The 12,155-nt window shown below is 62.2% G+C and carries 12 protein-coding genes and 1 riboswitch; of the genes, 3 read left to right on the forward strand and 9 right to left on the reverse strand.

The features are described from left to right. Positions 1-64 precede the first annotated feature (64 nt). Positions 65-1,021: a homoserine kinase gene (locus KO538_RS24960; RefSeq protein WP_219329997.1), complete on the forward strand. Its 957-nt coding sequence runs from the start codon at positions 65-67 to the stop codon at positions 1,019-1,021. A 2-nt stretch (positions 1,022-1,023) separates the two neighbouring features. Further along, positions 1,024-1,815 carry a BPSS1780 family membrane protein gene (locus KO538_RS24965; RefSeq protein WP_219329998.1) on the forward strand — a complete coding sequence of 264 codons (792 nt, stop codon included), beginning with the start codon at positions 1,024-1,026 and terminating at the stop codon, positions 1,813-1,815. Between the two features lie 171 nt (positions 1,816-1,986). Here KO538_RS24965 and KO538_RS24970 read toward each other — a convergent pair whose 3' ends face one another. Next, positions 1,987-4,290: a UvrD-helicase domain-containing protein gene (locus KO538_RS24970; RefSeq protein ID WP_070305791.1), complete on the reverse strand. Its 2,304-nt coding sequence runs from the start codon at positions 4,288-4,290 to the stop codon at positions 1,987-1,989. 108 nt (positions 4,291-4,398) lie between these two features. Here KO538_RS24970 and KO538_RS24975 point away from each other — a divergent pair, with 108 nt between their 5' ends. Then, positions 4,399-4,674 carry a hypothetical protein gene (locus KO538_RS24975; protein WP_219329999.1) on the forward strand — a complete coding sequence of 92 codons (276 nt, stop codon included), beginning with the start codon at positions 4,399-4,401 and terminating at the stop codon, positions 4,672-4,674. Here the strand turns inward: KO538_RS24975 and KO538_RS24980 are convergent. The 8 genes from KO538_RS24980 to thiC form a co-directional block, all read right to left on the reverse strand. Further along, the gene (locus KO538_RS24980) at positions 4,671-5,525 is read right to left on the reverse strand and encodes a hypothetical protein (protein ID WP_219330000.1); all 855 of its coding nucleotides are present in this window, start codon (positions 5,523-5,525) and stop codon (positions 4,671-4,673) included. The genes KO538_RS24975 and KO538_RS24980 overlap by 4 nt on opposite strands. A gap of 184 nt (positions 5,526-5,709) precedes the next feature. After that, positions 5,710-6,816, reverse strand: a complete 1,107-nt coding sequence (locus KO538_RS24985; protein WP_034749160.1) for an S-(hydroxymethyl)glutathione dehydrogenase/class III alcohol dehydrogenase — start codon at positions 6,814-6,816, stop codon at positions 5,710-5,712. 86 nt (positions 6,817-6,902) lie between these two features. Beyond that, entirely contained in the window at positions 6,903-7,535 is a 633-nt protein-coding gene (locus tag KO538_RS24990) for an ANTAR domain-containing response regulator (RefSeq protein WP_034749164.1), read from the reverse strand. A 78-nt stretch (positions 7,536-7,613) separates the two neighbouring features. Then, the gene (thiE, locus tag KO538_RS24995) at positions 7,614-8,225 is read right to left on the reverse strand and encodes a thiamine phosphate synthase (RefSeq protein WP_070305797.1); all 612 of its coding nucleotides are present in this window, start codon (positions 8,223-8,225) and stop codon (positions 7,614-7,616) included. Positions 8,226-8,235: 10 nt separating this feature from the next. Further along, positions 8,236-8,991, reverse strand: coding sequence for a hydroxymethylpyrimidine/phosphomethylpyrimidine kinase (locus KO538_RS25000; protein WP_219330001.1), 756 nt, complete (start codon positions 8,989-8,991; stop codon positions 8,236-8,238). An 8-nt stretch (positions 8,992-8,999) separates the two neighbouring features. Continuing rightward, positions 9,000-9,791: a thiazole synthase gene (locus tag KO538_RS25005; protein ID WP_070305799.1), complete on the reverse strand. Its 792-nt coding sequence runs from the start codon at positions 9,789-9,791 to the stop codon at positions 9,000-9,002. A gap of 15 nt (positions 9,792-9,806) precedes the next feature. Further along, the gene (thiS, locus tag KO538_RS25010; RefSeq protein ID WP_219330039.1) at positions 9,807-10,010 is read right to left on the reverse strand and encodes a sulfur carrier protein ThiS; all 204 of its coding nucleotides are present in this window, start codon (positions 10,008-10,010) and stop codon (positions 9,807-9,809) included. A gap of 20 nt (positions 10,011-10,030) precedes the next feature. Next, positions 10,031-11,944, reverse strand: a complete 1,914-nt coding sequence (thiC, locus tag KO538_RS25015; RefSeq protein ID WP_219330002.1) for a phosphomethylpyrimidine synthase ThiC — start codon at positions 11,942-11,944, stop codon at positions 10,031-10,033. A gap of 79 nt (positions 11,945-12,023) precedes the next feature. Beyond that, a riboswitch (TPP riboswitch) is annotated at positions 12,024-12,139 on the reverse strand. Positions 12,140-12,155: the final 16 nt, after the last annotated feature.

Here is a 12,155-nt window from a genome sequence, read left to right on the forward strand (position 1 = left end):
CTGCCCCGGCCATCTGCGGGGCAGCCGGCTTTTTTTGACCTTTTAGACCATTCCCCTCTTTCCCATGGCAGTTTTTACCGCGCTACACCTGGACGATATCGGCCAGTGGATCACGCAGTTTCCACTCGGCAAACCTCTGGCGCTCAAGGGCATCGCGTCCGGCATCGAAAACAGCAATTTTTTCCTGAGCACGGAGCGCGGCGAGTATGTGCTGACGATCTTTGAAAACCTCAGCTTCGAGCAATTGCCGTTCTATCTGCAACTGATGCGCCATTTGGCGGACCGGGGCGTACTGGTGCCGGCGCCGATCGCCAATGCGGACGGCGAACTGGTGACGGCCCTGCAAGGCAAGCCGGCCGCCATCGTCAGCAAACTCGACGGCAGCTCGCAGATGGCGCCGCAAGCCGTGCATTGCGCGGCCGTCGGCGCCATGCTGGCGAAGATGCATCTGGCGGCGCAGGATTTCCCCCTGCAACAGCCGAATTTGCGGGGCCTGGACTGGTGGAACGCCACCACGCCCTTGGTCTTGCACCACCTCGACGACGCCAAAGCGCACTTGCTGCGCGCGGAAATCCATTTCCAGGACGCCTTTGCGGCCTGCGATACCTATAAAGCCATCCCGCGCGGTCCCGTGCATGCCGACTTGTTCCGCAACAACGTCATGTTTGACGGCGAACAACTGACGGGCTTTTTCGACTTTTATTTCGCCGGCTGCGACACGTGGCTGTTCGACGTGGCCGTCACCGTCAACGACTGGTGCGTGGACCTGGCCACGGGTGTGCTCGACACGGTGCGCGTGCGCGCCCTGCTCGACGCCTACCAGGCCGTACGCCCGTTTACGCATGAAGAACAAACGGCATGGCAACCGATGCTGCGCGCCGCCGCGCTGCGCTTCTGGCTGTCGCGCCTGTACGATTATTACCAGCCGCGCGAAGCGGAAATGCTGACCCCGCACGATCCCACGCATTTCGAACGCATTCTGCGCGAACGTATTGCCACACCTGCTCCGGAACTGTTTTAAATATGGAAAAATTACCTGCAAGTACAGGTTGGCAATGGGTGAAACAAGGCTTCGCCCTGTTTCGCAAGCAACCTGGCGGCATGTCGATGTTGTTTCTCGGCTATATGTTCTGCATGCTGGCCGTCAGCATCGTGCCCGTGCTCGGCCAATTGCTGCCCGTCATCCTCGTGCCCGTGTTTTCCGTCGCCTTCGTGCAAGGCTGCCTGAATATCGACCAGGGCAAGCGCGTCCTGCCCAGCCTGCTGATCTCGGGCTTCCGCAAGCCCGCGTTTCCTTCCCTGTTCGGCCTGGGCGTGCTGTACATCCTGATGGCCATCGTCGCCATCGGCGCCTCGACCCTCGTGGACGACGGTTTGCTGTGGAAACTGGTCACCGGGCAACTGACGGAAGAAGCGGCACGCGCCGCCATCCCCGAATCGCGCCTGGGCCTCGGCATCCTGCTGGCCATCGTCATGTATGTGCCGGCCGCCATGGCGTTCTGCTTTGCCGCACCGCTGATCTACTGGCAACGCATCAGCCTGGGCAAGGCGCTGTTCTTCAGCTTTTTCGCCGTCTGGCGTTCGCTGTCGGCCTTCATCGTCTTCGCCGCCACCTGGTTCGCCATCAGCATCATCACCAGCCAGTTGCTGGCCGTCATCTTTGGCCGCACGCAGCTGATGATGCAACTGATGATGCCGCTGTCGATGATCTTGACCATCATCATGCATTGCTCGTTCTACGCAGCCTACCGCCAGATCTTCGGCCTGCCCGTCGATGAGAGCAAGACGGTGTTGCTGGACAAGACCGGCGAGTGATCGCCAGACACCGGTCGGCCGCGTAATCCGACACTGCGAGGCCAACAATGGTGTCGGATTACGCTTCGCTAATCCGACCTACGCGACCGGCCAGTAGGTCGGATTAGCGGGGCCGAAGGCCACGCGTAATCCGACAACATTGTTAGCCCCCGCGGTGGCGCCAGATTACCGTCACAGCCGTTCCAGCTTCGCAATCCCCAAATCCAGCACCTTCATGCCGTGTTGTCCAAAGTTGATCTGCGCGCGCGCATTGCCGCCGCCACCTTCGATATTGACGATCACGCCTTCACCGAACTTGGCGTGCGCCACGGATTCGCCGATGCGCCAGCCGCCGCCCGTGGCTTTTTGCGCGATCTTTTGCGCAATCGCATTATCCGAACCGAGGCTGACCACACGCGGTGCCTCGTCCCAGGCCGACTTGCGGTTACCGAACCAGTTGGCCTGCACCTTCGGTGACAGCCATTTCAAGGATTCTTCCGGCAATTCGTCGAAGAAGCGCGACTTCATGTTGTAGCGCGTCTGGCCGTGCAGCATGCGCGTCTGCGAAAAGCTCATGTACAGCCGCTTGCGCGCGCGCGTGATGGCCACGTACATCAGCCGGCGTTCCTCTTCCACGCCATTGTCTTCCTTCGAGCTGCTTTCGTGCGGGAACAGGCCCTCTTCCAGGCCCGTGATGAACACATTGTCGAATTCCAGGCCCTTGGCCGAGTGCACCGTCATCATCTGCAGCGCATCCTGGCCCGCCTGCGCCTGGTTGTCACCCGCTTCCAGCGACGCGTGCGACAGGAAAGCGGACAGCGGCGACATCACGGCCGGCAGCGGCGCGTCCGCATCCAAAATTTCGATGCCATCCTGGTTGACGACGGGCGCGCCCGACTGCGCCTGGGCGGCAGGCCCCAGATGGGCCGGTGCGCCCTGGCCGAAACCCTCTTCGGAAATGAACTGGCTGGCCGCGCTGACCATCTGCTCCAGATTCTCGATGCGGTCGGCGCCTTCTTTTTCGTTCTGGTAATGCTGGAGCAAGGTACTCGCTTCCAGCACCACTCTGACCATTTCCGGCAGAGATAACTGCTGCGTTTCGAAACGCACGCCTTCGATCAGCTTGACGAAGCCGGCCAGCACGCTGCCCGCCTTGCCCGCCACATACGGCACGGAGGCGTACAGCGAAATACCGTACTGTTCCGAGGCGGCCTGCAATTGCTCGATCGAGCGCATGCCGATGCCGCGCGTAGGGAAATTGACCACGCGCAAGAAGGCCGAATCGTTGTGCGGATTGTCCATCAACTGCAAATAGGCAATCGCGTGCTTGACCTCGGCGCGCTGGAAGTAGCGCTGACCGCCATACACGTGATACGGAATCGCGGCCGAAAACAGCGCGTGTTCGATCACGCGCGACTGCGCGTTCGAGCGGTATAAAATCGCGATTTCGCTGCGCGAAGCGCCATCGGCGATCAGGCTTTTCGCCTCTTCGATGATCCACTGCGCTTCCTGCAAGTCGGAACTGGCTTCATACACGCGCACCTGCTCGCCATGGCCCGCGTCCGTGCGCAGATTCTTGCCCAGGCGCTTGCTGTTGTTTGCGATCAGCACGTTGGCGCTGTCGAGGATGTGGCCATGCGAGCGGTAGTTCTGCTCGAGCTTGATCAAGTTCTTGACCTGGAACTCGTGCTCGAAGGCGCTCATATTGCCCACGTTGGCGCCGCGGAACGCGTAGATGCTCTGGTCATCGTCGCCGACGGCAAACAGGGCGCCGCCATCGCGGCTGCCGTGGCCGGCCAGCAATTTAAGCCAGTTGTATTGCAAGTTGTTCGTGTCCTGGAACTCGTCCACCAGAATATGGCGGAAACGGGCCTGGTAATGTTCACGCAGCGGTTGATTGCGGCTGAGCAATTCATACGTGCGCAGCAGCAATTCCGCAAAATCGACGACGCCTTCGCGCTGGCACTGGTCGTCGTACAACTGGTACAGCTCGACCATCTTGCGCTCGTGCGCGTCGTACGCTTCCACGTCCGTGGCGCGCAAGCCCTGGTCCTTGGCGTTGTTGATGAAATACATCACCGTCTTCGGCGGGAATTTTTCATCATCGATGTTGTTTGCCTTCAACAAGCGCTTGATCACCGACAATTGATCCTGCGAGTCGAGGATCTGGAACGTTTGCGGCAAGGCCGCGTCGCGGTAGTGCGTGCGCAGCAAGCGGTTGCACAGGCCGTGGAAAGTGCCGATCCACATGCCGCGCGTATTGATCGGCAGCATGGCCGACAGGCGCGTGAGCATTTCCTTGGCGGCTTTATTGGTAAACGTCACGGCCAGGATGCCGGGCGGCGATACCTGCTGGGTCTGGATCAGCCACGCGATGCGGGTGGTCAGCACGCGGGTCTTGCCTGAGCCGGCGCCCGCCAGGATCAGCGCATGCTGCGCCGGCAAGGTGACGGCAGCCAATTGTTCGGGATTGAGGTTGTGAAGAAGATTTTGCATCCCGTGATTATACCGGCATGGCTAAAAATACTGTGCATTTGTCCAGCGGTCGCGGCATTTTACCCACGCGCGCTACAATCGCCATCCCGACACCGCAGCCTGCATCCCATGACACCACCGACCCACCTCGACGGCGCCCGCGTACTGGCCTGGGCCTGGTCCGACCAGCCCTTCGGCCATGTCACCAACGAGCATGGTGGCGCCCCCACCGCCATCCACGGCCTGGCCGTGTGCCGCTACGCAGACGAAGCGCGCGTCTACCGTTTCAGCTGCGATGCGCAGTGGGAAACGGTGCAGGATGACGTGTATGCCAGCGAGGACGACGCCAAGGAGCAGTTGCCGGCGCAATACCGCGCCGTGGCCGCCACCTGGCATAGAGGCTAGCGCACCAGCTTCGCCTTGCCTTCGCTGAGCGCCTGGGCGATTACCTGGCGCGTGGTCTTGTCGGCGATCTTGACGACTTTTTCCTGCTGGCGGCCCAGGTCGCCCATTTGCTTGCCCAGCGCTTCCATCGGCTTGCTGCGCTGCTCCATCTGGCGCGACATCTGCTCCGCTTTCTCGGCCTCGCGCTCGTGCACGTCGGCGATGCGGTCGTTGATCTCTTCCATCTCTTCCTGCGCATCTTCCATCTGCTGCTGCAGGCGCTCCACGTCGCGCTCTGCCGCGCGGCGCGCCGTGTCGCTCGTTGCCAGCGCCTGGCGGCGCGAGGCGTCACCGAGCTTGCGGCCCAACTCTTGCTGCTGGCGGCCCAGCGCGCGCAGCTGTTCCGACTCGCGCGTACTGCCTTTTTCAAGGCTGCGGGCGCCCATCTTGCGGCCCATTTCGCCCATGGCCTTGCCATGCGCGCCCATTTGATCGCCGAGCGCGCTCATCTCCTTGCCGAGCTGTTTCGAAGGCTGCCATGCCGTGCGCACCTTGCCCAGCAAGGCCGCATCCTGCAGCACATAGGCCTGCCCCTGGTCGCGGAACCACAGGAACGGTCCCTTGATCGAGCGCTTGAGCTTTTCCACCTGCTGCGAATGAATATCGCTGTCGACGACGATGACGCCCTCGCTATCCGTGGCGCCATCGACGAGCGCATAGCTTTCGCCCTTGTCGATCGAACGGCTGACCTGCACGCTGGGTGCGGCCGGCGGGACAGGCGGCGTGGGCGGCTGCGGCGGCTGCACAGCCAGCGCACTGCCGCCAAGCAGGATACCGGCCAGGCTGAGGATCAAACGGTAGGAAGTGGACATGGCTGCCTCGTCGCAAAAGTAGTGGAGCATTGACTTTAGCGGCGGATGGAGCACGGCTCCAGCGCGGTGCGACAGGCTGCAAAAAGACCGGCCTGGATGGCAGACACGGACGATGGATGGAGGCCGGGCAAAAAAAACAGAGGCCGCAGCCTCCGCAAAAACGCCGTGGTACGGCGTATTTACATTAGTACAAGACGACGGAGCGGATCGATTCGCCGCTCTTCATCAGGTCGAAGCCCTGGTTGATGTCGTCGAGCTTCAGGCGGTGCGTGATCAAATCGTCGATGTTGAGCTTGCCTTCCATATACCAGTCGACGATCTTCGGTACGTCCGTGCGTCCCCGTGCGCCACCGAAGGCGGAACCTTTCCACACGCGTCCCGTCACCAGCTGGAATGGACGGGTGGAAATTTCCTGGCCGGCCGCCGCCACGCCGATGATGATGGACTGGCCCCAGCCCTTGTGGCAGCACTCGAGCGACTGGCGCATGGTGGTGGTGTTGCCGATGCATTCAAACGAATAGTCGGCGCCGCCGTCCGTCAGCTGCACGATCGTGTCGACGACGTTTTCCACCTCATTGGCGTTGACGAAATGCGTCATGCCGAACTTGCGCGCGATGGCCTGACGGGCCGGGTTGATGTCGACGCCGATGATCTTGTCCGCGCCGACCATCTTGGCTGCCTGGATCACATTCAAGCCGATGCCGCCCAGGCCGAACACGACCACGTTGGCGCCCGCCTCGACCTTGGCCGTGAACAGCACGGCACCCACGCCGGTGGTGACGCCGCAGCCGATGTAGCAGACCTTGTCGAATGGCGCGTCTTCGCGGATCTTCGCCAGAGCGATTTCCGGCACGACGATGTAGTTGGAGAACGTGGACGTGCCCATGTAATGGAAGATGGGCTTGCCGTCGATGGAAAAGCGCGAGGTGGCGTCCGGCATCAGGCCGCGGCCCTGGGTCGAGCGGATCGACTGGCACAAGTTGGTTTTTTGCGACAGGCAGAATTTGCACTGGCGGCACTCCGGCGTGTACAGGGGAATGACGTGGTCATCTTTTTTCAGGCTTTTCACGCCCGGGCCCACGTCGACGACGATGCCGGCGCCTTCATGGCCCAGGATGGACGGGAAGATGCCTTCCGGATCGGCGCCCGACAGGGTGTAGTAATCGGTATGGCAAATGCCCGTGGCCTTGATCTCGACCAGTACCTCACCCTCGCGCGGGCCGGCCAGGTCGACTTCTTCGATGGTCAAAGGCGCGCCGGCCTTCCATGCAATCGCTGCTTTGGTTTTCATGTGTGTCCTGTGCTGTGTATGGTTGAACCGGGCGCGCCAAGGCGCCGTATCGCCACATCATAGCAAAGCAGGCGCCAGTAAAACGCTTACTTGGTTTTCGCGCGGTTCAAGAACGCCCCATGCAAGCCGTTCAGGGTTTCCTCGGCCAGCAGCAGCTGGCTGGCGATTTCATTGATCTTGCGGCGGCTGGAACGGGCATGGTCGCGCAGCACTTCGAAAGCCGTGTTGCGGTCCGTCTGGAACTTGCCCATCAGCAAACCGACTGCCAAACTCGTTTCGCGGCCGGCGGCCAGCGCCGCGTTCAGGTTCAGTTCGGTGCGGCGCAGCTGGCGGATTTCGTCCGCGCGCGCCAGGCCCGCTTCGAACGCGGGCATCAAGCGGCCTTCGTCGACGGGTTTCACCACATAGCCGACGGCGCCGTAGGCCGCCGCCTGCTTGCCCGACTCGCTGTCGCCGCTGCCGGACAGGAACATGAACGGCACAGCCGTCTCGCCATGCAGGCGCTTGGCCAGTTCCAGGCCGGACATGCCCGGCATGTGGATGTCGAGCAAGGCCAAGTCCGGCTCGCGCTGGGCGATCAGCTGCAGCGCCACTTCGGCCGAATGGGCCAAGGCTGTTTCGTAGCCGGCATGGCGCAGGACTTCGCCGAGGAACTCCAACAGGAGCTGGTCATCGTCAACGATCAGGATAAGGCGTTTCGCGGCGGCTGGCTGGCTCATGGGTGGGGGACCTCGGTAATGAATGATGTTCTTATTATATGCCGATTATTCGCCCAAACCAGCCTTGCACGCCACTGTTCATGCCGCAAACAATTGATTGAATTGCTGCACCGCAATATCCACATCGTCCGCCTGGTAGACACTGCTGATCGCCGCCACCATGTCGGCACCGCGCGCGGCCAGCGGCGCGGCGTTCTCCGGCGTCATGCCGCCGATCACCACGCAAGGCAAGGCGATCTCGCGTTTCGCCTGCAGCACGATGTCGAGCGGTGTCGTGACCGGATACTTTTTCACCAGCGATGGATAAAAGCCGCCGAAGGCCACATAGCTGGCGCCGCCCGCCTCCGCCGTTCGTGCCAATGCCATGTCGCCATAGCAGGAAGCGCCGACGATCTTGTCCTTGCCCAGGCGCGTGCGCACCTGTGCCACGGACGCATCCGTGCCGCCCACGTGCACGCCGTCCGCGTCGAGCTCTTCGCACAGCTCGATGAAGTCGTTGATGATGAAAGGCACGCCATACTTGCGGGCCAGGTCCAGCAAGGCGCCCGCCTGCTCGCGCCGCTGATCCGCTTCCGCGCTCTTGTGGCGGTATTGCAGGAAGGCCACGCCTTCCTGCAAGGCTTGCTCGCTCACGTCGAGCAGGCGGTCGGTGTCGTCCCAGTTCGGGGTGACCAGATACAGTCCACGCATGATATTTCCCTTATTGAATGAATCGTTGCGGCATCAGCTGGCCTGGCGCAATCGCATACGCGCCAGCCAGGGCCGCATGGCAATAGCATTGTGCGCCATCGAGTGCCTCTTGCATCGGCACGCCTTGCGCCAGGCGCGCCGCGATGGCGGACGCCAAAGTGCAGCCGCTGCCGTGAAATTCGCCGGGCAAGCGCGGCCAGCGCCACTCGCGCTCGCTGCCAGCGCCATCGAGCCAGCGGTTGACGATCATCTCGCCTTCGCCATGGCCGCCCGTCACCAGCACGTTCTCACAGCCTTGCGCCAACAGATATTCCGCGCCGCCGAGGGCCAGCGCTTCCGGCCCGTTCGGTACGATGACGGTCGTCACCGGCAGCAAGGGCGCCAGCGCCAGCACGGCATCGTCCCGGCTCAGCACGTCGCCATGGCCGCTGGCCAGCACGGGGTCGAGCACGACAGGCAAGCTTGGGCGAATCAGCCGCAATTGCGCGATCAGTTGCGCAATGACGGCCGCATTCGCGGCGCTGCCGGGAATGCCGATCTTCACGGCATCGATGCTGATCTTGTCGATCAGCGCCTGCGCCTGCCGGCGCAGCAATTCCGGCGCCACCGGCTCGACGCCGAAGACCCTGTCGTTGTCCTGCACCGTCAGCGCCGTGATGACGGGCAAGGCATGCGCGCCCTGCGCCGCAATGGCCACGATATCGGCGGCGATGCCGGCGCCACCCGACGGATCGGCGCCGGCAAACACGAGCACAGTGTGGCGCATCGGCACCGTCACGCCAAGCGGCCCGCCATCGGCGACGACGGCGACGCGGCAAATTTGCGCGGCATGCGTCCCGCCAGGAATGCTTCGCGCCCGGCCCGCACGGCCAGCTTCATCGCATGCGCCATGCGCACGGGGTCGCGCGCGCCGGCAATGGCCGTATTCATCAGCACGCCATCGCAACCGAGTTCCATGGCGATGGCCGCATCGGACGCCGTGCCCACGCCGGCATCGACGAGCACGGGCACTTTCGCCTGGTCAATGATCAGCGACAAATTCCACGGATTCAAGATGCCCATACCCGAACCGATCAGGGACGCGAGCGGCATGACGGCCACACAGCCGATATCTTCCAGAATCTTCGCCTGGATCGGGTCGTCGCTGCAGTAGACCATCACGTCAAAGCCATCCTTGACCAGCGCTTCGGCCGCGATCAAGGTTTCCGGCATGTGCGGGAACAGGGTCTTTTCATCGCCCAGCACTTCCAGTTTCACCAGATTGCGTCCGCCCAGAAGCTCGCGCGCCAGTTGCAGGGTGTAGACAGCGTCCTTGGCGTTGTAGCAGCCGGCCGTGTTCGGCAAAATCGTGTACTGGTCCGGCGGCACGACATCGAGCAGACTGGGCGCGTTCGGGTCCTGCCCGATATTCACGCGCCGGATCGCCACCGTGATGATCTGCGCCTCGGCCGCATCCGTCGCTTCGCGCGTCTGCGGCAAATCCTTGTACTTGCCACTACCGACCAGCAAGCGCGATTGATACTGTTTGCCTGCGATGGTCAGCAGGTCGTTGTTATTACTGTTCATTGCTTTTTCCTTAGTTCAGCCGCCGCCGATGGCGCGGACTATTTCCACTTGATCCTGGGTTTGCAAGACCTGCCCCTGCCACGCCTTGCGCGGCACGACATTGCGGTTGACGGCCAGCGCCAGCGCCTGGTTTTCCAGCGACAGCGCGGCGATCAATTGGTCCAGGGTTTGCCCCGGCGGCACCTGGTGCGGTGCGCCGTTGAGCGTGATGTTGATCATTGCAGTCATCACGCCCTCCCTCAGACCTTGCGGTACAGCTCGGCGCCATTCTTGATGAATTCGATGGCCTTGATTTCCATGCCCTGCTTGAGCGCCTTGTCTTCCGCGATGCCCATGCCGGCCGCGTATTCGCGCACTTCCTGCGTGATCTTCATCGAGCAGAAATGGGGGCCGCACATGGAGCAGAAATGCGCCACCTTGGCCGAATCCTTGGGCAGGGTTTCATCGTGGAATTCACGCGCCTTGTCCGGGTCCAGGCCGATGTTGAACTGGTCATCCCAGCGGAATTCAAAGCGGGCTTTCGACAGCGCGTTGTCGCGGATTTGCGCGCCCGGATGGCCCTTGGCCAGGTCGGCCGCGTGCGCCGCAATCTTGTAGGTAATGATGCCGTCCTTGACGTCCGCCTTGTTGGGCAAGCCCAGATGTTCCTTCGGCGTCACGTAGCACAGCATGGCCGTGCCATACCAGCCGATCATGGCCGCGCCGATGCCGGACGTGATGTGGTCGTAGCCGGGCGCGATGTCCGTCGTCAATGGCCCCAAGGTATAGAACGGCGCTTCGCCGCACTGTTCCAGCTGCAAGTCCATGTTTTCTTTAATGAGCTGCATCGGCACGTGGCCAGGCCCCTCGATCATCACTTGCACATCGTGCTTCCACGCGACTTGCGTCAGCTCGCCCAGGGTTTTCAGTTCGCCCAGCTGCGCCTCGTCGTTGGCGTCGTAGATGGAGCCGGGACGCAAGCCGTCGCCCAGCGAGAACGACACGTCGTACGCTTTCATGATTTCGCAAATCTCTTCGAAATGCGTGTACAGGAACGATTCCTGGTGATGCGCCAGACACCATTTCGCCATGATGGAGCCGCCGCGCGACACGATGCCCGTCAGGCGCTTGGCTGTCATCGGCACATAGCGCAGCAGCACGCCCGCGTGGATGGTGAAGTAGTCGACGCCCTGCTCGGCCTGCTCGATCAGGGTGTCGCGGAAAATTTCCCAAGTTAAATCTTCGGCCTTGCCATTGACCTTTTCCAGTGCCTGATAGATGGGCACGGTGCCGATCGGCACGGGGCTGTTGCGCACGATCCATTCGCGCGTCTCATGGATGTGCTTGCCGGTCGACAGATCCATCACGTTGTCGCCGCCCCAGCGGATGGCCCAGGTCATCTTTTCCACTTCCTCGCCGATCGACGAGGTGACGGCGGAATTGCCGATATTCGCGTTGATTTTTACGAGGAAATTGCGGCCGATAATCATCGGCTCGACTTCCGGGTGGTTGATGTTGGCGGGGATGATGGCGCGGCCACGGGCGATTTCCTCGCGCACGAATTCCGGCGTGATCTCGGCCGGGATGCTGGCGCCGAACGACTGGCCCGGATGCTGGCGGCCCATCAGGTCGGCCAGGCGCTCGCCCATGGGACCGGACGCTTTCAGCTCACGCAAATATTCCTGGCGGCGCATGTTTTCGCGGATGGCCACGAATTCCATTTCCGGCGTGATGATGCCCTGGCGCGCGTAATGCATTTGCGTCACGTTCTTGCCGGCGATGGCGCGGCGCGGCTTGCGGTGCAGGTTGAAACGCAGTTCGGCCAGCTTCGGGTCCGCCAGGCGGGCGATGCCGTAGTCGGAGGTCGGGCCCGGCAATTCTTCCGTATCGGCACGTTCGACGATCCACGGCAGGCGCGGCGTGTCGAGGCCCGAGCGGATGTCGATCTGCACGTCCGGGTCCGTGTACGGGCCGGAAGTGTCGTAGACGTAGATCGGCGGGTTCTTTTCGCCGCCGAACGACGCTTCCGTGTCGGACTGGCTGATCTCGCGCATGGGCACGCGGATGTCGGGGCGGCTGCCTTCAACATAGATCTTGCGCGAATTGGGCAGTGGCGCGATGGCGGCTTCGTCGACCGTGGCGGTGGCGGAGAGGAATTTCGGGTTGGCGTTCATTTTGGCTCCTTGGCTAGACTATTTTTAAGCCTGGAGCCAGCTAAGGAGGTTCGGCTGCGCGCACGCGGAAAAGCGGGGTGCGTTCATCCTAAAGCTTCCCTTCGCTGGCATTATCCAGATCAGGTTCGGAGGGTATTTCTCACCCGCGCTTGCACCGTGTTTCCACAGCGAAAGGCAGGACCCCTAGCGTTTGCCGCCTTGCGGCAGCGAG

The organism is Janthinobacterium sp. NKUCC08_JDC, from assembly GCF_019345575.1.
Taxonomy (GTDB): domain Bacteria; phylum Pseudomonadota; class Gammaproteobacteria; order Burkholderiales; family Burkholderiaceae_D; genus Janthinobacterium; species Janthinobacterium aestuarii.